The 17,437-nt window shown below is 65.5% G+C and carries 19 protein-coding genes; 4 read left to right on the forward strand and 15 right to left on the reverse strand.

The features are described from left to right. Position 1: 1 nt before the first annotated feature. The gene (locus EPN31_RS02210) at positions 2 to 1,477 is read right to left on the reverse strand and encodes a YdiU family protein (protein ID WP_291768860.1); all 1,476 of its coding nucleotides are present in this window, start codon (positions 1,475 to 1,477) and stop codon (positions 2 to 4) included. Continuing rightward, the gene (locus EPN31_RS02215; RefSeq protein ID WP_291768862.1) at positions 1,470 to 1,859 is read right to left on the reverse strand and encodes a DUF2069 domain-containing protein; all 390 of its coding nucleotides are present in this window, start codon (positions 1,857 to 1,859) and stop codon (positions 1,470 to 1,472) included. The genes EPN31_RS02210 and EPN31_RS02215 overlap by 8 nt, the downstream gene beginning before the upstream one ends. Before the next feature lie 38 nt (positions 1,860 to 1,897). On the opposite strand from EPN31_RS02215, the gene EPN31_RS02220 reads away from it, so the two are divergent. Both EPN31_RS02220 and EPN31_RS02225 read left to right on the forward strand, forming a co-directional pair. Further along, entirely contained in the window at positions 1,898 to 3,157 is a 1,260-nt protein-coding gene (locus EPN31_RS02220; protein WP_291768866.1) for a YihY family inner membrane protein, read from the forward strand. Between the two features lie 38 nt (positions 3,158 to 3,195). Then, positions 3,196 to 3,660: a CBS domain-containing protein gene (locus tag EPN31_RS02225; protein WP_291768869.1), complete on the forward strand. Its 465-nt coding sequence runs from the start codon at positions 3,196 to 3,198 to the stop codon at positions 3,658 to 3,660. Between the two features lie 40 nt (positions 3,661 to 3,700). On the opposite strand, the gene dusA is transcribed toward EPN31_RS02225, so the two are convergent. Continuing rightward, complete coding sequence (gene dusA, locus EPN31_RS02230; RefSeq protein WP_291768942.1) at positions 3,701 to 4,633, reverse strand: tRNA dihydrouridine(20/20a) synthase DusA; 933 nt, start codon at positions 4,631 to 4,633, stop codon at positions 3,701 to 3,703. Between the two features lie 192 nt (positions 4,634 to 4,825). Here dusA and EPN31_RS02235 point away from each other — a divergent pair, with 192 nt between their 5' ends. Then, on the forward strand, positions 4,826 to 5,797 hold the full coding sequence (locus EPN31_RS02235; RefSeq protein WP_291768871.1) for a homoserine kinase: 972 nt from the start codon (positions 4,826 to 4,828) through the stop codon (positions 5,795 to 5,797). Between the two features lie 5 nt (positions 5,798 to 5,802). After that, positions 5,803 to 6,606, forward strand: a complete 804-nt coding sequence (locus tag EPN31_RS02240; RefSeq protein ID WP_291768874.1) for a BPSS1780 family membrane protein — start codon at positions 5,803 to 5,805, stop codon at positions 6,604 to 6,606. On the opposite strand, the gene EPN31_RS02245 is transcribed toward EPN31_RS02240, so the two are convergent. The 12 genes from EPN31_RS02245 to ppa all read right to left on the reverse strand — a co-directional run bounded on the left by EPN31_RS02245 (position 6,561) and on the right by ppa (position 17,413). Then, a complete protein-coding gene (locus tag EPN31_RS02245) occupies positions 6,561 to 6,872 on the reverse strand; it encodes a DUF192 domain-containing protein (protein ID WP_291768877.1) in 312 nt (103 codons plus the stop codon). The genes EPN31_RS02240 and EPN31_RS02245 overlap by 46 nt on opposite strands. After that, positions 6,869 to 7,741: a type II secretion system F family protein gene (locus EPN31_RS02250; RefSeq protein WP_291768880.1), complete on the reverse strand. Its 873-nt coding sequence runs from the start codon at positions 7,739 to 7,741 to the stop codon at positions 6,869 to 6,871. Before EPN31_RS02250 ends, EPN31_RS02245 begins: the two co-directional genes overlap by 4 nt. 48 nt (positions 7,742 to 7,789) lie before the next feature. Next, positions 7,790 to 8,638 (reverse strand): type II secretion system F family protein, encoded by an 849-nt coding sequence (locus EPN31_RS02255; protein WP_291768883.1) that lies wholly within the window; start codon positions 8,636 to 8,638, stop codon positions 7,790 to 7,792. Then, positions 8,629 to 10,380 (reverse strand): ATPase, T2SS/T4P/T4SS family, encoded by a 1,752-nt coding sequence (locus EPN31_RS02260; RefSeq protein WP_291768885.1) that lies wholly within the window; start codon positions 10,378 to 10,380, stop codon positions 8,629 to 8,631. Before EPN31_RS02260 ends, EPN31_RS02255 begins: the two co-directional genes overlap by 10 nt. Further along, entirely contained in the window at positions 10,370 to 11,824 is a 1,455-nt protein-coding gene (locus EPN31_RS02265) for a pilus assembly protein N-terminal domain-containing protein (RefSeq protein ID WP_291768888.1), read from the reverse strand. Before EPN31_RS02265 ends, EPN31_RS02260 begins: the two co-directional genes overlap by 11 nt. Beyond that, on the reverse strand, positions 11,821 to 12,783 hold the full coding sequence (cpaB, locus tag EPN31_RS02270; RefSeq protein WP_291768891.1) for a Flp pilus assembly protein CpaB: 963 nt from the start codon (positions 12,781 to 12,783) through the stop codon (positions 11,821 to 11,823). Before cpaB ends, EPN31_RS02265 begins: the two co-directional genes overlap by 4 nt. Further along, on the reverse strand, positions 12,780 to 13,505 hold the full coding sequence (locus EPN31_RS02275; RefSeq protein WP_291768895.1) for a hypothetical protein: 726 nt from the start codon (positions 13,503 to 13,505) through the stop codon (positions 12,780 to 12,782). Before EPN31_RS02275 ends, cpaB begins: the two co-directional genes overlap by 4 nt. Then, complete coding sequence (locus EPN31_RS02280) at positions 13,502 to 14,296, reverse strand: hypothetical protein (RefSeq protein WP_291768898.1); 795 nt, start codon at positions 14,294 to 14,296, stop codon at positions 13,502 to 13,504. Before EPN31_RS02280 ends, EPN31_RS02275 begins: the two co-directional genes overlap by 4 nt. Before the next feature lie 15 nt (positions 14,297 to 14,311). Then, complete coding sequence (locus EPN31_RS02285; protein WP_291768901.1) at positions 14,312 to 15,640, reverse strand: hypothetical protein; 1,329 nt, start codon at positions 15,638 to 15,640, stop codon at positions 14,312 to 14,314. 1 nt (position 15,641) lies between these two features. Continuing rightward, a complete protein-coding gene (locus EPN31_RS02290) occupies positions 15,642 to 15,872 on the reverse strand; it encodes a hypothetical protein (protein ID WP_291768945.1) in 231 nt (76 codons plus the stop codon). A 232-nt stretch (positions 15,873 to 16,104) separates the two neighbouring features. Further along, positions 16,105 to 16,803, reverse strand: coding sequence for a fumarylacetoacetate hydrolase family protein (locus tag EPN31_RS02295; RefSeq protein ID WP_291768903.1), 699 nt, complete (start codon positions 16,801 to 16,803; stop codon positions 16,105 to 16,107). 70 nt (positions 16,804 to 16,873) lie between these two features. Continuing rightward, positions 16,874 to 17,413, reverse strand: a complete 540-nt coding sequence (gene ppa, locus EPN31_RS02300; RefSeq protein ID WP_291768905.1) for an inorganic diphosphatase — start codon at positions 17,411 to 17,413, stop codon at positions 16,874 to 16,876. Positions 17,414 to 17,437: the final 24 nt, after the last annotated feature.

Raw genomic sequence — 17,437 nt, forward strand, 5'->3', positions numbered from 1 at the left:
TTTAGGAGGAGCAACTGACGGCGACTTCCGGGGTGTCGGCCTTCGGTGGCTCGGCGAAGTGCCGGCCATCTGGGTGTGGTTCGTAGGGCGCGCGCAGGACATTGAACAGTCGATTCAGCACCGACACATCCCCCTGCTGGGCGGCGGCGATGGATTCCTGGGCCAGGTGATTGCGCAGCACATAGAGCGGATTGGCCGCATCCATGGCCAGTCGACGGGCCGACGCGTCCGCCGGATCACCGGTCAGCCGGTCACGGTATCGCGCCAGCCAGACGCGCGCCGCAGCGGGGTCCCGGAACAGCGCCAGCCAAGGACCAGCGTCCTCACGCACTCGGGCAAGGTGCCGGAAAGCCAGCGTAAAGTCGGCCTGCTGTGTCTCCAGCAGCGTCCACCACTCATTGGCCAGGGCCGAGTCCCCCTCGCGCCAGTCCGACAAACCGAACTTGCGCGCCAGGCCTTCGTGGTAGGCCTGAAGGAACTGGGACTCGAAGGGTTGCAGACAGGATTCCAGCGATGGAATGTCGCATCCCAGGACATGCAGGCTTTCCGCCAGCCGGTACAGATTCCAGCGCGCCACGCCAGGCTGCGCGTTCCAGGCATAGCGCCCATAGGTATCGCTATGGTTGCAGACATGGCCGGCCGAGAACCGGTCCATGAAACCGAATGGACCGTAATCCAGCGTCAGGCCCAGGATGGACATATTGTCCGTATTCATCACGCCGTGGCAAAACCCCACCAGCTGCCACTGTGCGATCAGTCTGGCCGTACGCCGTACCACTTCCGCCAGGACCGCCATGGCCGTGGCCTGGATGTCTCGGGCGCCAGCCTCGCCGACCCAGCACTCGGGATAGAAACGGTCCACCACATATTCCAGCAGTGCTTTTTGCTCGTGATGAGACTGCGCCCAGTGCTCGAAATGCCCGAAACGGATGAACGATGGAGCGACCCGCGTCACCATCGCTGCCGTCTCGGGCGTTTCACGCAGGACACGATCATCCGAGGAGACCAGGGCGAGCGCCTGGCTCGTCGGGATGCCCAGCCCGACCATGGCCTCGCTGGCCAGGTATTCGCGAATGCTGGAACGCAGCACCGCCCACCCATCGCCCATGCGGGAATAAGGCGTGCGGCCGGAGCCCTTGAGCTGGATCTCCCAGGTGCCGCTGGCCGCCGACACATCGCCCAGTAGGTGTGCGCGCCCGTCGCCCAGCTGTCCTGCCCAGACGCCGAACTGATTGCCACTGTAGACAGTCGCCAATGGCTGGATGTCGTCCGCCAGGCGGCTGGCCCCCGAGCAAAGCGCCAAAAAGTCCGCGCTGGCGCAGTCGGCCGGATCCAGCCCCAAAAGTGCGGCAACCCGCGGATTCGCGTGCAACAGACGCGGCGCCGTCAGCGGGCGCGGCGTGACCTGGGCATGGAAGCCCAGTGGAAGACCGGCAAACGTGCAACCAACCTGGGCGCTGCGAAATAGATCAGCCATGCCGCGCCGCCCGTGTCACCGCCTGCTTGGCTGCCCGCTTGGCCGGACGCACATAAAGGACGGCACCCAGGTACAGACCCAGAGACAGAACGATCTCCACTCCAGCCAGCGCCGCAGAAACCGTGGAGAGATCGGACCACGCCCGCACCACGCCTTCCATCAGGTAAAGCAGACTGAGCATCGCCGTCCACTGCAGGGTATACAGGCTGCCCTTCAGGACGCCGCGCAGCGCAAACAGCAGCGGCAAAGCCTTCAACGCCAGCAGGGACCCCCCTGGGCGTACGGGTGCCCACCAGAGCTCCCACCCCACACACAAGACAAAGAGACCAATCAGGCTGCCGGCCGCCAGCAGGTGCCAGCCACGGCTGAGTTTTGCTTCCATGCTGATATTATGACTCGAAACCCCGACCGGAAATGGTCATGCAACAAGGCCAGCCCTCCTCCGCCGAATCCGCCGCCGCCGCGCGCCGCGCCCGCGCGCTGGACGTCCTGCGCTTCACGCTGGACTTTGCGGGCCGCCGCAAGCTCACCCGGGTGGCTTCCAGCCTCACCTTCACCACCGTGTTGGCCATCGTGCCGTTGCTGGCTGTCGTGCTGGCCCTATTCACGGCCTTTCCGCTGTTCGGCCAGTTCCATCGGGCGCTGGAGACCTTCCTGAGCGAAAGCCTGCTGCCGCCGTCGGTGTCCGACACCATCATGCGCTACCTGAACCAGTTCGCAGCCCAAGCCTCCGGGCTGACAGCGGTCGGCGGCGCCTTCCTGGTCATCACTTCCATCCTGCTCATCATGACGATCGACGCAGCGTTCAACGAAATCTGGAACGTGGCGCGTCAGCGCCCGTTGCGGCAACGGCTGCTGGTGTATTGGGCCATCATTTCGCTGGGCCCCATCCTGATGGGAGCAAGCCTGTGGGCCAGTTCGATCCTCGCCCGCGAATCTCTGGGTTACATCGGAACCTTGCCGGAATGGCTGGGGCTGCTGCTGAGCCTCGTGCCGTTTGTGGTGTCGGTGCTGGGATTCACCGCACTTTTCGTGTTCGTGCCCAACTGCCGGGTGATGTGGCGCGACGCCTTGATGGGCGGTCTGGGCACAGCTCTGGTCCTGACGATCATGAAAGGCGCATTCACCTGGTACCTGACGCGTTTTCCCTCGTACACGGTCATCTACGGCGCCTTCGCAACGCTGCCGATCTTCCTGCTCTGGATCTACTTCTCGTGGCTGGTCGTGCTCATGGGGGCCACCGTAGCCTCGCTGCTGCCAGCGCTCCGCCTGCACCGCTGGACGCTGCAGCGGCGGGCCGGCGAACAGATTACCGACGCGCTACGGGTCCTGAACATCCTGGGGCGCGCCCGGAACAACCGCCCACCCGGTCGTAGCCTGACCTTCATGGCCCGGCACCTGCGCGTGCATCCGGATCTGCTGCACGACATTCTGGCGGCGCTGCGTGAACTGGGCTATGTGGTTCCTACACCCGAAGGCGAACACTGGGTGCTGGCGTGTGACCCATCCACGACGGACACGGGCGCGCTGACCGACAGGCTGCTCATCGACCGCACGCAGCCGGAGTTGACGCCCGCCATCGCCAAGGCGCTGGCCGACACGCTCAACGGCACCCCGCCGATGCTGCAGGCACTTTTCGATTCCGACGCTTCCTCCCCCCTGGAGGATGATGCACAATAGACAAAACTAGGCGCATTGTCGCGTCAGAGGTGCTCACGATGCTGAAAGTCAACGAAATCCTGCGTGTAAAGGGGCACACGCTCTATACCGGAACCCCTGACATGATGGTACGTGATGCCATCGCCTCCATGAGCCAGCTCGATATCGGCTCGCTGGTCATCATGGAACACGGACAGCTCGTCGGAATGCTGACCTTCCGTGAAATCATGAATCACCTGGATGCGCACAGCGGCCAGTCGGGAGACTTCACGGTGCGCAGCATCATGGATGACGCCCCCGTCAGCGTGACCCCCAACACGGACGCCGACGAAGTCCAGCGGCTGATGCTGGACAAGCACGCGCGCTACATTCCGGTCATGGACGGTCCGACGTTGATGGGCGTGATCTCGTTCTACGACATGGCACGCGCCATCGTCGAGGCGCAGCAATTCGAGAACGACATGCTGAAGGCCTACATCCGGGATTGGCCATCGGACGTGTCGGAACCCGCCCGCAAGGGCTGATCCCACCGGGGGCGGGCCGCGCCTGGCTGCAGCTGCCCGTTCACGCCGGCAGGGCTGCTGCCCACGCGTCCCGCAGGATATCTGGTCCGCGCGCCTTCAACGACTGCGGGTCCGACAGCAGGCGCCGCCACTGCCGCGCACCGGGGCGTCCAGCCCGCCACCCCAGAATGCCGCGCACCAGGATATGCAGCGGGACGCCGGCCGCATGCTGGCGCCGGACATACTCCAAAAAAGCATCCAGAACAGCCTCGTCGGTTCTGCCGACACCCGAATCGGGCCCCTGGTCCAGTTCAGCCAGCAGATCGGGGTGATGCCAGGCGGCGCGGCCCAGCATGATTCCATCCAGGGCCTGCATCCAGCGGCGGCAATCAGCAACGTCCGTCAACCCCCCATTGAGCACGATCACGGCATCCGGGAAGTCTCGCTTCAGCCGCTGCACGTCAGCGTGACGCAGCGGCGGAACCTGGCGGTTCTCTTTGGGCGAAAGGCCCTTCAGCACGGCGTTGCGCGCGTGGGCAATGAAGACGCGGCAGCCGGCCTCGTAGAGGGTGCCGACAAAATCGCGGACGAAATCATAGGATTCGTCATGGTCCAGCCCCAGGCGGTGCTTGACCGTCACCGGGACATCGACCGCATCCTGCATCGCCCGCACGCAGTCGGCCACCAGCACCGGTTCAGCCATCAGGCAGGCCCCGAAGGCGCCTTTCTGCACCCGGTCGGACGGGCAGCCGCAATTCAGATTGATCTCGTCATAGCCCCAGCGCCGCCCCATGCGGGCGCACTGGGCCAGGTCGCCGGGGTCGCTGCCGCCCAATTGCAGCGCCACCGGATGTTCAGTCGCATCAAAGTCCAGATGGCGCGCCACATCACCATGCAGTAACGCTCCCGTGGTGATCATCTCGGTATAGAGGCGCGCGGATGGCGCCAGCAGGCGGTGAAAATAGCGGCAGTGACGGTCCGTGACATCGATCATGGGCGCCACGCACAGCCGCCAAGGCGAAGACTGAGGCATGATGAAATTCCATAGCGAAACGCCATTTTAACGAATGGCGCGTGGGGTCCTGCTGTGATTCGGCCCCTGGCGCCTGCCGGTGCCGATTCCATTTAGTCTAAAATCCCCTGTTGACCCATTTCCGCCTGGCCCGCTCGGCCGTCTGACGCTCCCATGGCCGTATTCACCTCCGTCTCAGATGACGATGCCTGCACCCTGCTGCAACGCTATGACCTGGGCGAACTCATCACGCTGAGGGGCATCACGGCCGGCATCGAGAACACCAACTACTTCCTGGACACGACCCGAGGGCACTACGTGCTCACGCTGTTCGAGGTTCTGAACGCGGGCCAGCTGCCGTTCTACATCGAGCTGATGCATCACCTGGCCTCGCACGGCGTCCCCGTGCCACAGCCGCAGACGCTGAAGGACGGCACCCGCCTGACCTCGCTCAACGGCAAACCCGCCGCCATCGTCACGCGCCTGTCGGGCGGCTACGAGCCCGAGCCGGGCCCGGCACACTGCATGCTCGCCGGGCGCACGCTGGCACAGGTGCATCTGGCCGCGCGCGACTTCACGATCCGCCAGCCCAACCTGCGCGGCCTGTCCTGGTGGCAATCCACGGCACCCGCCCTTTATCCCTTTCTGGACGAAGGCCAGGCAACGCTGCTGACACGCAGCCTCGCGGAACAGACCGAGCTGGCTGCCCAGGGGCACACGGCAGCGCTGCCATTCGGGCCGTCACACTGCGACCTATTCCGGGACAACGTGCTCTTCGACGGCACCTTCGAATCGCCTCACATGGGCGGCTTCATCGATTTCTACTTCGCTGGTTGGGACTTCTGGCTGTTCGATGTTGCAGTCAGCGTCAACGACTGGTGCATTCAGCGCAGTTCGGGCGCCTTCATCCACAAGCGGCTGGACGCTTGGCTCCAGGCTTATCACGACGTACGCCCCTTCACGGACGATGAACGAGCCATCTGGCCCGCGATGCTGCGCGCGGCCGCGCTACGCTTCTGGATCTCGCGCCTCTATGACTTTCATTTGCCACGTCCCGCCCAGACGCTGAAACCCCACGACCCGCGCCACTTCGAGCGCATCCTCAGGTTGCGCAGCACGCAGCCCGCACCCGTCCTGCCTCACTGACCAAGATGCAAGCCACCACATTGCCGATGAGCGCGGGCTGGGGCTGGATCCTCCAGGGCTATGCCCTGTTCCGGCGCCAGCCCATGGCCATGCTGTTCTGGAGCGTCACCACCAGCTTCCTCATCAACATCGGGTCGCTGATCCCGATCCTGGGACAGGTCGCCTTGGTGGCGCTCACGCCGCTGCTGACCTTCCTGACGCTATGCGCCTGCCGCAATCTGGAGCACAACGTCCGCATGCTGCCCAGCCTGTGGCTGCAGCCGATCAAGGGCACCGGCGTCGCGCGCCCGCTGCTCAGGTTGGGGCTGGCCTATCTGGGCGCCACGTTCACGGCCGCCGCCATCGCCACGATGCTGTTCTGGTCGCAGCTGCTGGCGACGCTGGAGAGCCAGGCGGACAAGCCGGATTATGCCGCCCTTTCGCAGGCCATGACCGGCCCGCTGATCGTCTTCGGCCTGTTCTACGTCGTCATTTCGGCGCTGTTCTGGCATACCCCGGCGCTCGTGGGCTGGCACCGGCTACCACTGCGGCGGGCCCTGTTCTATTCCATGGTCGCCTGCTGGCGCAACAAGCTGCCCATCGTGACCTACGTCGCCAGTTGGGCAGCGCTCTATTTCGGTTTTCACTGGTTGATCGAACAACTGGCCGCCGCGGGCGTTGCGGGGGCCACGCTGGGCTGGATCGCACTGCCGGTGGATATTCTCATCACTGCCCTGCTGTACTGCAGCTTCTACCCCATCTACACGACGATCTTCAGGGCCCCTCAGGCCCCAGACAGCACCGCAGACCAACCCGGCGAGCGGCAATAGCCGGCCGGCAATTCGAGCACTCCCCAGGCCCGCGGGCACACACAAACCCGACGTGGCGCCAGACAGGGGACCACGCGCACGGGTTCACCGATACGGGAGACAAACACCACGTCGATGGCCTGGTCCAGTCCCAGGGTGTGCACGGCGCGGCAGCGGGGTAGCCACAGCGCCCACGATCGGGTGTGCCAGTCGTCCCAGGCGCGCACGCCCAGCAGGCGCTGCCTGAAAGTCCACGCAACCCGGATCCGCAGGCCGCCGACCGTCACGACAACCCCGACTGCAGCAGCTTCATGGCCACGGGGAATCCGATGACCAGGAATGTGCAGGGAAAGATGCACAACACCATGGGAAACAGCATGCGCACCGGCGCCTCCAGCGCCTGCTTTTCAGCACGTAGAAATCGTTCGCTACGTTGCTGTGCCGCCTGGGCCCGCAGCAAGGGGCCCAGGCTCATGCCCAGGCGGTCGGCCTGCGCCAGCGTCAGCACCAGGCTGCGCACGCCGGGCACGTCCGTGGACTCGGACCACTGGGCCAGCCACTGTGGACGGGCCATCCCGGTACGCTCGAGCGCAGCGGCTTCGCTGAGACTGCTGCGCAGAGGCCCCGCCGGCGCATGGTGCGCCACCTGCTGCAAAGCCGAGGGCAGGCTCAGGCCGGCTTCGACGCACAGGGTGAGCAGGTCCAGCAGAAACGGCAGCTCGCGCATCATGATCAACCGACGGCGCGAGGCTGCCCGCCTGAGCCAGCACGCCGGCCAGGCGTAACCCAGGAGACCGCCGGCCGCGCCAGCGATCAGCAGCCAGGATGACGACAGCTCCAGGATGAGACCAGTGCCAGCCAGCAGCAAGGCGCCGATGCTCGCCAGGAGCAGCCGGGCGGCAAACCATTCTCCGATATCCCATCGGGCGCCCAGACCGGCACGCGGCTGCCAGCGCTCGAACATGCGGCGCATGGGCCAGGTCACGAACGGGATGCATACCGGGGTCAGAGCACGCACCCAGGGCCACCAGAACGGCGGCTTTTGGCCGTCCGGCCCAGCATCGCCGCCGCGCGGATGGGCGGCCCAGGGATGTCCCAGAAGCCAGAGCAGCAACGCGACAGATAATGCCGCAGCAGCCAGACCCAACCAGAGCATGAACGGTCCTCCCGATGGCGGCCACCCCGGTTTCAGGGCGACCCGGCTTCAGACTTCGACAGCAACGATGCGCCGGATCCAGAGCGTCCCGAGGCATTCGAGCACGAGGATGCCGAGCAATACCACCCATCCCAGAGCCGTGGACCAAAGCTTGTCCATGGCCTCGGGCTCCAGGCGGGAAAGCACGAACAGCAGCAGGATCGGCAGGCCGGCCATGATGTGACTCTGCATGCGGCCCTGGGCCGTCAGCGCCTGCACCCGGCCCAACCAATGCTGGCGGGCCCGCAACGTCTGAGCGATGCCTTCCAGGGTATCGGCGAGACTCCCGCCGGTCTGGGCTGCGATGGACAGCGCTGAGACCACCAGCCCGCAGGACTCGGTCGGCACCCGTTCCCGCAGCTTCTGCAGCGCATCCTGGAACCCCAGCCCCAGGCGCTGCTCGCGCAGCATCAGGCCAAATTCCTGCGACAGCGGCGGCAGCGACTGTGCCACGATATGCTGCAGGGCTGGCTGCACCCCTGCCCCCGCCCTCAACGCACCCGCCAGTGCCTGCACCAGATCCGGAAGCTGAGCGTCGAACCGGTGCTCGCGGCGCCGACGGAGGATCCGCAATGCGAACCTGGGAAACGCCAGCAGCCCGCCCAGCACTGGCAGTGCCAGCCATCCGCTGCCCCCCAGCCAGAGAATCACCAGAACCACAGCCGTGCCGGCCACCCAGGCCGCCACCCAGATCCGCCCCTCGTCCAGAAACAGGAACGAGGCCTCGAGCGTATGCCGGGCGTCACGCCGTACCTGGTCATCGAACACCACCCAGGCCCGCCACATACGCCCCAGCGCCAGCCACGCACCCAGCGAAACGGCGATCGCAAAGGACAGAACCGCCATCGTCAGCCACATGTCCCATCCTCCGCCTCTGCCGGGAGGGCCGCCTGACCCTCGCTGACCGTGCGCTGCACGAACCAGGCCATGTCCGGCACCGCCGCCCCGGAGAAGCCTCCGGGCAGCAACCCGCAACCGGTGAACACGGCGGGCGGGCCCGATTCGCCGACAAAAAGCTCCTGCATCTGGATTCGCCCTCCCTCCAGACCCGTGACTTCGACAATGGCGCTGACCATCCGTCGTCCATCCGCCACGCGGACCAATTGCACGATGAAATCCACGCTGGCGGCGATATGCTCACGCACGGCCTGGAGCGGAAGATCCATTCCCGCCATCAGGATCATGGTCTCGAGCCGGGAAAGCGCATCGCGCGGGCTATTGGCATGCAGGGTGGTCAGAGAGCCTTCATGTCCCGTATTCATGGCGGCGAGCATGTCGAATGCTTCACCACCTCGGCACTCACCCACCACGATGCGATCGGGGCGCATGCGTAGCGCATTGCGCACCAAGTCGCGGATCTCGACCCGTCCGCGCCCCTCCAGATTGGCCGGGCGGGCTTCTAGGCTCACCAGATGCGCATGGTTCAGGCGCAATTCGGCAGCGTCCTCGATCGTGATGATGCGCTCACCGGACGGAATGGCATTGGAGAGGACATTCAGGAGGCTGGTCTTGCCGGAACCCGTCCCCCCGGAGACAACCAGGTTTCTGCGATGCTGCACGCAGTGCGTCAGAAACTGCGCCATGGGGCGATCCAAGGCCCCCGTCTTCAGCAGATCCCCCAGATTCAGGCGCTTGGCGGGGAACTTGCGGATGGTCAAGCTCGCACCCCGCAGTGCGATGGGCGCAATCACGGCATTGACCCGCGAACCGTCAGGGAGCCGAGCATCCACCATCGGTGCTCCGTCATCGATCCGCCGGCCCAGGGGTGCCACGATCCGATCAATCACGCCCAGAACAGCCTGCTCGCTGCTGAACGTGGTGCCTGCCGGAGCCAGCCGACCAGCGCGTTCGACGAAAATCTCGTCGTGGCGATTGACCATGATTTCGGTTACCCCAGGGTCTTCAAGCAAAGGCTCCAGCGGGCCCAGCCCAACGGCTTCATTGACCAGATCGGCCACCAGTGCGGCCGGATCCGACACGCCATCGAGCCCAGGCTCGGCCGCAATCAATTGCTGCAGCACGACCGAAGCCTCGGCCCGAAGGGCTGCGTCGCTCATGTGGCCGATATCCTGCCTGCGAAGTTGCAGCGCTGCGATCAGCCCATCGTGCAACCGCCTGCGATGAGCATTCCAGGCCGGAGGCGGCACCCCAGCGACCGGTAGCCCAGGCTCATGGACCACCCAGGGAATCACGTCGGAAACCGGACCCGGCGCGCGCGGCCCGACAGCGGCGGCGGCCACCGGCTCAGCTGCCTCCCGCTCCAGCAACAGATCCGCCGACAATACCCGCACCAGGCACGGCCCGATGACGAGTTCATCGTGCGGCCGCAGCGGTCCGTAGGAAGCCACCCGCTGCCCGTTGACCGAGGTGCCCGTCAACGCCCCCAGATCCTCCACCCACACACCGTCCTGGCGCCACCCCAGGCGGGCGTGATGGCGCGCCACCCGCCAACTTCGCAGGGGAAGGCCACATGACGCATCGCGGCCGATGAGCAGCGGCAATTCATGGTGCGCGCGCCGCTGGCGGCCGTCTTCGAAGGCCAGTGCAAGCTCCACGCACGCTGGCGACGAGGAACGCTGGGGGGTTGCTTCACGGATCATGAGATCTCTCCTGAGTTGAACCACGCCATTGCGATCCAGTGCCTCCAGCGCGAGGGTTCCAGCCTTTGCCGCTCCCCGAGATCGGCGCCGGCAGTCCCGATTGGAGTGGATTGACGATCTGTGGCGGAGCGGGAAAGGCATCCTGCAGGACCGATCGGGTACGATCGACCCGCGCTCGCAGGCTGGCCTGATCAGCACTGGCCAGCACGGGCGTGACCAGCACCACCAGTTCAGTTTCGTTGCGCTGAAAGCGCGCGGATCGGAACAGCGCCCCCAGGATTGGCAGATCGCCCAACCCAGGCACCCGGTCCACATTGTTTGCAATGTCGCGCGACAGAAACCCCGCCAGCGCCAGCGTCTGGCCCGACCGTACGTTGAACTCCGTCGCCGTACGACGTGTCTTCAGGGATGGCCCGCCGGGTACCGACAAGGACGGGTCAACCGAGCTGACCTCGACTTCGATCCGGGACCGAACGGCGCCGCTGCGCTCCACGGACGGCGTGATCCGCAGCGACACACCGTACGGCTTGAACGAGGTCTGCGTATTGCCGTTGCGATCAGTGGTCGCATAAGGCACCTCGCCGCCGGCCAAAAACTCGGCGGTGGCGCCGCTGCGCGCGAGGAGCTGCGGCTGCGCAAGCACCACGGCCCGCCCCTCCTGCGCCAGCAGGTTGATCTGAGCCGACAGAAGCGCGTTCACCCCGAAATAGCCAGCAACCGGCACGGCCGGAAACGCCAGCGGCAACACGGTCTCGCCCGGGCGATCCGCAAAACGGCGGGAACCGGCATCCCAACCAACACCCGCCGACAGCCCGCCGGCCGTCGCGGGCGACCAGCGGACGCCCAATTCGCGCAACAGCGTCGTGGGAAGCTCCACCACCTGAACGTCCAGCAACACCATCTGATCCCAACCGACGGTCCCGGTGAAATCCAGAAGCTGGGGATAGCGCCGGCCAAGTTCGGTCAGCCGCTGCCGGTCGCCGTCAGAAAGATCATCACCTTCGACCAGCAGCTTGTCGCCCAGCGAACTCACCCGCACACCAGGGATCCGCTCCAGCACCGTCCGCAATTCCTCATGCAGCTGACGCGTGCCTTCGGGCGACACTTCGACCACGTAGCGATGCTGATGACCATCCGACGTCCAGGCCTGCAGCGTACTGGAGCCTGCCTGTCTGGCGAACACGATGACCTCACGATCATCCGTGCTCACCGCATTCAGGATCTTGCCATCGCCCACAGCCACGCGCGCCACGCCTGGAATGCCGAGCACACGCACATCGCCGACCTGCAGAAGAAGCGGTGTCTCTGGAGGCACCGGCGCAGCCCATAGTGGGGACAGACCGACCGCGAGGCCCAAGGCAGCCGCCCGAACCAGCAGGCCTGGCCCGGACAGCAAGCAACGACTGAACAAGGCCACAAAGGCGTGCACGCGTATTGGAGTCATTCCGCTCCCCCGAAAAACGTCGGGGAAGGCGCCGAAGCGTCGAGGTCCGGAACCAGAATCGGGGTGTCCGGGGCCGGCACGGCCGACAGCACTCCTGCCGTGACGCCAGGAAGATCAAACCACCCGCTGGGCAGGCGCACTGCTCCGGGCTGACCAGCGGTCGATGGGACCGAGCGAGCGCCTGAAGCGCCATACAGGATGACCGGACGCCGATTCACCGGCGGAGCCGGCGTGGACAGTCCGAGCAGTGCGGCCAGGTCACCGCGCATGGCCCGCCGATCGGGCTGCGCATCGTCGGGGTGCCGCAGAATCGCCGTCAGCGTACCGCCCTGGCGGGCAGCCACCAGCTTGACGACGTCCTCGGGTCCGGCATCCAGCGTCACTGTGGAATAGCCCTGACCATCGGACTCGGCCATCCGCGTTTCACGCCCCGTCGCCAGTACCAGCATGCCTTGCAGCAAAGGCGCCGTCAGCCGCTTGCGTTGATGATCGAAGGAGACATACAGATCGATCAGATCGCCCGGTTGCAGCAAGCCCGACAAAGAGTTCACCTGGTCGACCGGCAAGGTGATGGCTCTGCGCCCCGGCGCGAGCTGAGTCGAGAAAGCCGATTGGGGCCGCAGCGCATGCACCGGCAACACTGCATCGCCAGCCCGCAAGGAGGTGGTCAGGACCAACCCTTCGAGCTCGCCATGCCGCACGACCGGCAGCGTGTCGCTGCCCACCCACCGCGCCGGAAAGCTGCGCACCGCCAGATGATCGGAAATCAGACGGGTGCCGGCTGGCAGATCCCGCGCTGCGACAATCCGTTCGACCATGGGTACCTGCGCCTGGGCGGCCAGCTCCCGCTCTCGCGCCTGCAGGTGCAACGCCAATGCCCCGGCAGCCAGCACCCCAGCCGAGACGGCCAGGCCAGCCAGAACGGCACTGCGAGGCATCCGAAATGAGAGTGCTCTCATGATCGAGGCTCCGATTCACGATGCCACAAGGTCAGCACGACCCCGGAAGATCGGACTTCGGACAGCACCGACAGTGCCGCACCTGAAGCATGCCGCCAGTCACGCGCCAACGGTCCGGAAACCGGCATGCCCCCGTCGGCGGGATCCCAGCGTGCCAAGCGCAGGCGATTCCGAAGCTGATCCAGGACCTGACGTTCCGCTCCGGGACATTCGATGCGCACGATGGACGCTGGGATCGGAACCCGTAAGGACATGCTGATCACCGGAGCCGAGCGACAGGGAACCAGAGAGGAGGCATCGAAGTGGCTGACGCCACGCACATCATTTCGAGGCGTCAGACTGGAGATGACGCCACTGGTCCCCGTGGACGTCTTCGTCAGGTCAGCCAGCCAGTGTGCGCCGGCAGCCATTCCCGACAGCCTCAGGGAAGGGCCGGTGAATTGCAGCCTCGCAAAACGATCCGGCGACCGTGAAATCAGGCGCCTGGCCGCCTGGGTGGGGTCCTCTGCAGCATCGAAGTGCTGAACCCTAACCCGCACACCAGGAAGATCAAATTCCTGAGGGCTGGTCCAGGCCCAGGCAGGCTCGGCAATCTGCTCACCCAGATTCCAGGCGGCTGCCGGCAAGGACACAGCCAGCAAAAGGCCAAGAAGGCCTGCGGCCAGCCGCGCATCGGACATTTGCCACCAAGAGGCACGAACCAACAGGCTGTCGATGGTCATGGCTTTCTCCACGGCTGCAGGTGACCAAACGGGACCTCACCGGCCCACGCACCCAGCCAGTCCCAATTGGGCAGCGCCCGGCCCCAGGCCCCATCCAGCGCCTGTACGCGCTGTTCAACTGCCAGGCCTTCACGCCGGGACACGTCTGCCAGCCGGCCCCAGGCCTGCTCGCTATCTGACAGGTTTCGCTGAACAGTTGGGTCATCACTCGCTGCCCCGGTACCCGAGAGGATAGCCGTGTGGCGACGCAACCCCAGGCCCAGCCGATCAAAGTCGTGCAGCGCACCCCCGACCGTCCGGCCGGACCCAGTATCGGCGCTGACGCTCGCCCGCCAGACATTGGCGTCCCCCAACCGCAACTGGGCCCGCCAACGTGATGCCCCGGCAACCCCATCGCCGGGCTGCCGAGTCGGCTCAAGCGCCAGGCGTTCCAGGCCAACCCGGACCGGAGATTCCCCATCCAGGCCGGCCTGGCCCGGATCCCGGGATCGAACCAATTCATCTCCCCGGCGCATCCGCCATTCGTGGCCGGCCGACGCCAGATAGCCGTCCACGCCCATCGAGAACCGGTCGGACCTCAGCCCCTGATGTGCATGGCCGAAGGCCACGCGCCGGCTGGCGTGCTGAAGCTGCAGCCCGACGTCCTGCAGGCCGCCCAGCCATAGAACAGCGGCCACCAGACTACCTAGCACACCCGCCACGACCAGGCCTTCGACCATGGCCTGCCCGGCTTGTGCAGACAACTCACCAGATCGGACCGGACGATTCCCACCAAAGCCTGTCGCGCGCATGATAAACGCTCCTGTTCAGGGGGCCAACCCTGGCGCAAGTCGGGCATGCCAGTAGGGATGGAACAGATTTGGAGTCTCGTGCAGACCATCCGGGCGCTGCGCAGGCCGCACGAAATGAGTTTCCGCAGCGCTGCGAGCATGCAGGAGCTGGCCTTCGGGGCCTGGCAGTGCAAGCTCCACCACGAAACCGGAGACGGCTTCTGCACCCATGCCTGCGGCCACATCTTCGTAGGCGGCCAGTCCACCCGAAGCCCAGGCCTGTCGGTCCCGGACAGCGTAGGAATTTCCCAGTGGGTTCGCCTGACCCCCGACCAGATCCCACTGAGTCGATGCCTGGACCCAACGCCAGAAGTCCTGTTCCGAGAAGTTCTCCGGGGCGTCCTCCACATAGTCTCCGGGCGCGGCCTCGCCACCCGCCATCGGCATCCAGGCCCAACCCATGGGATATTCACGGTAATAGCAACCGATCCACCGGTTCGAGCGCAGCCCATGGAACGACTCCGTGTCGCCGGATTGCCAGCGGCCGCCAGCATCCAGGTCCGTGGCCCCCCGGCGCCGGAGCTCATGACGCAGCCCGGGACAACGGGCGTCCACGGCCCAGATGTTGCGCGCAGTATGGTTGCGCGGCCCCAGAAAGGCATAGAAGCCAGCCAGGCGTCGCATGAACGCCTGGAACGACGCATCGGGGCGGCGCGTCCGCACCAGACGATCCCAGTCGTCTGCCGTCACTTTCAGGTCGAAGGATGCGATCGGAAGCTCCGGATAGTGTGCAGACAGCACAGCCTGCATGGCAGCCACACGCGCATCCGGCAGGCCCTGGGCCAGGGCACGCGACAAATCCCGCAAATGCCCATGCACGAAGGTGTCGTGCGCCGTCCAGGCCCGCCCCAGGCCGCCATCTGGCCCCGCCTGTGCGGTCAGGCCGACGGCACCGGCCGCAGCCAGGTAAGCCCGACCATGATCCGCACCGAACAGCATTCCGATCAGGTGAGCAGGCGGATTGGCCCGCATCAGCCGCTCGGCCTGCGTACCGCCAAAATGCGCCCAGCTGCCCAGCGTGACCAGGTGCGCCATCGCGAGCTGATGTGCGAGCTGCGCCCGATTGACATAGGACAGAAGATTGAGCGTGCGCGCTTGAACCAGTGCACCGCTATAGGCTGCTGCGTCCAGCCCATGCACCAGCCGCGCTTTACCGGCAATCACCTGGCCGGTGGCGAAGTAGCGCAACCAGGCCAATGCCAGCACAGCCGCCAGCAGCATGCCCATGACCAGCACATGCCCTCGCTGGGCGTCGGCCAGCCGACCACACTGGCGGTCAACGGTAGAGGCTCTGCACGCGTCCACTTCATTGCCCCGCGGCAGCATTGCCGGTGAAAGCCTTCAGCGACTTGGCAGCCGTTTGTGCCGCTGCGGACTCCGCAGCCATCTGAGCTGCCCGGGACTGCTCGGACCCGTCCTCACCCGCGATCTCGCGCGCCATGGCTGCCGTCTGCGACCGGATCACCTGACCGAAGAGTTGGTAGACGGCAATGGCCGCCACGGCGACCAGCGCCACGACGATGACATATTCCACCATGGCCTGCCCTCGCTGGGAGGCAACGCGGGCGAGCCTGGCCGTGAAGATGTAGGGTATGGCAGCCGCGCGGACGGAACGGCGGACACGCAAGTGTGAAAGTGGGGGCTGAGTCATGGCCGGGCTCCAGGTTCCAGGGTTGGAACCAGTGTGCCCGACGCACGATCCCCCAGCTATTCGTGGATTCCGAGCTGGCCGAAAGCATCCGGCGGGTCTTGACCCGCCGGGAATCTGCTCAACCGATCCGGATGCGCATCTTGCCCAGCCCCTGGACGGCCGCTTCCAGGTGGTCACCGGCCACTACGGCGCCGACGCCCGCTGGCGTCCCGGTGAAGAGCAGGTCGCCGGGCTGCAGCGTAAAGAACGTCGACAGATCCGCGATCGCCTCGGGAACCGACCAGATCATGTCGGACAGATCCCCGGACTGGCGCATCTGACCGTTGACCGACAGTGTGATGGGGCCGGCGGCCATCAGCCCGGTGTCCTTGACTGAATGGAGCGGCCCGATAGGTGCGCTGTGATCGAAGCCCTTCCCGGTTTCCCAGGGCCGGCCGGTCTTTTTGGACTCTGCCTGCAGATCGCGCCGGGTCATGTCCAGGCCAATGGCAAAGCCCCAGATGCAGGCCGCCGCCTGATCCACGGTCAGATCGTGTCCGCCGGTACCCAGCGCCACCACCAGTTCGACTTCATGGTGCAAATTGTGTGTGACCGACGGATAAGCCAGCAGGCCTTCAGTGCCGTCGGCCACATTGAGAATCGCATCCGCGGGCTTGGCAAAGAAAAACGGCCGCTCGCGACCTGTATCACCCATCTCGCGGGCGTGATCAGCGTAGTTTCGGCCCACACAATAAATGCGGCGCACCGGAAACCGGGCGCTGGATCCCTGCACCACCAGGGACGGGGCGACAGGACGGGGAATAACGGTCTCATCCATTCTGGATCTCCAGGCATCCCGGCCGACTCAGCCGGGGCAACGACAAAAAAATAGGTTTGGAACGCTGGCCTCAGGCCTTGTGCGCTTTCGCGTACCGCGCTGCGGAGGTGAGGATCTCCTGCTTGGCGGCGTCGATGCCGGCCCAACCCTGGACCTTCACCCACTTACCCTTTTCCAGATCCTTGTAGTGCTCGAAGAAATGCTGGACGCGGGCCAGGTCCTCTGGCGGAACATCGGCCGTGGATTCGATCGAGCGATAGGCCGGGTAGAGCTTGTCCACGGGCCGCGCCAGCAGCTTTGCGTCTTTACCGGCCTCGTCTTCCATATTCATCACACCCAGCACACGGCAACGGATCACGCTGCCGACGGCGACCGGGAACGGCGTCATCACCAGCACGTCCACCGGGTCGCCGTCCTCGGACAGGGTCTCGGGGATGTATCCGTAATTGTAGGGATAGTGCATGGCGGTCGTCATGAAGCGATCCACGAACACGGCGCCACTCGCCTTGTCCACCTCGTACTTGACGGGATCCGCATTCATGGGGATTTCAATCACGACATTGAACTCTTCCGGCAGCTTGGTACCAGCCGGGACACGATCTAGACTCATGAGGTTCCTCTGGAAGGATGCGAT

It is taken from the genome of Castellaniella sp. (assembly GCF_004321985.1).
Lineage (GTDB): Bacteria > Pseudomonadota > Gammaproteobacteria > Burkholderiales > Burkholderiaceae_B > Castellaniella.

Excerpts from the sequence above, each read along its gene's own strand:
- ppa (WP_291768905.1), bottom strand. The coding sequence starts at position 17,413 with ATGAGTCTAGATCGTGTCCCGGCTGGTACCAAGCTGCCGGAAGAGTTC.
- EPN31_RS02215 (WP_291768862.1), bottom strand. The coding sequence starts at position 1,859 with ATGGAAGCAAAACTCAGCCGTGGCTGGCACCTGCTGGCGGCCGGCAGC.
- EPN31_RS02240 (WP_291768874.1), top strand. The coding sequence starts at position 5,803 with ATGCAAGCCACCACATTGCCGATGAGCGCGGGCTGGGGCTGGATCCTC.
- dusA (WP_291768942.1), bottom strand. The coding sequence starts at position 4,633 with ATGATCGATGTCACGGACCGTCACTGCCGCTATTTTCACCGCCTGCTG.
- EPN31_RS02290 (WP_291768945.1), bottom strand. The coding sequence starts at position 15,872 with ATGGTGGAATATGTCATCGTCGTGGCGCTGGTCGCCGTGGCGGCCATT.
- EPN31_RS02255 (WP_291768883.1), bottom strand. The coding sequence starts at position 8,638 with ATGTGGCTGACGATGGCGGTTCTGTCCTTTGCGATCGCCGTTTCGCTG.
- EPN31_RS02210 (WP_291768860.1), bottom strand. The coding sequence starts at position 1,477 with ATGGCTGATCTATTTCGCAGCGCCCAGGTTGGTTGCACGTTTGCCGGT.
- EPN31_RS02250 (WP_291768880.1), bottom strand. The coding sequence starts at position 7,741 with ATGCTCTGGTTGGGTCTGGCTGCTGCGGCATTATCTGTCGCGTTGCTG.
- EPN31_RS02260 (WP_291768885.1), bottom strand. The coding sequence starts at position 10,380 with ATGATCCGTGAAGCAACCCCCCAGCGTTCCTCGTCGCCAGCGTGCGTG.
- EPN31_RS02235 (WP_291768871.1), top strand. The coding sequence starts at position 4,826 with ATGGCCGTATTCACCTCCGTCTCAGATGACGATGCCTGCACCCTGCTG.
- cpaB (WP_291768891.1), bottom strand. The coding sequence starts at position 12,783 with ATGAGAGCACTCTCATTTCGGATGCCTCGCAGTGCCGTTCTGGCTGGC.
- EPN31_RS02225 (WP_291768869.1), top strand. The coding sequence starts at position 3,196 with ATGCTGAAAGTCAACGAAATCCTGCGTGTAAAGGGGCACACGCTCTAT.
- EPN31_RS02295 (WP_291768903.1), bottom strand. The coding sequence starts at position 16,803 with ATGGATGAGACCGTTATTCCCCGTCCTGTCGCCCCGTCCCTGGTGGTG.
- EPN31_RS02280 (WP_291768898.1), bottom strand. The coding sequence starts at position 14,296 with ATGCGCGCGACAGGCTTTGGTGGGAATCGTCCGGTCCGATCTGGTGAG.
- EPN31_RS02220 (WP_291768866.1), top strand. The coding sequence starts at position 1,898 with ATGCAACAAGGCCAGCCCTCCTCCGCCGAATCCGCCGCCGCCGCGCGC.
- EPN31_RS02265 (WP_291768888.1), bottom strand. The coding sequence starts at position 11,824 with ATGACTCCAATACGCGTGCACGCCTTTGTGGCCTTGTTCAGTCGTTGC.
- EPN31_RS02275 (WP_291768895.1), bottom strand. The coding sequence starts at position 13,505 with ATGACCATCGACAGCCTGTTGGTTCGTGCCTCTTGGTGGCAAATGTCC.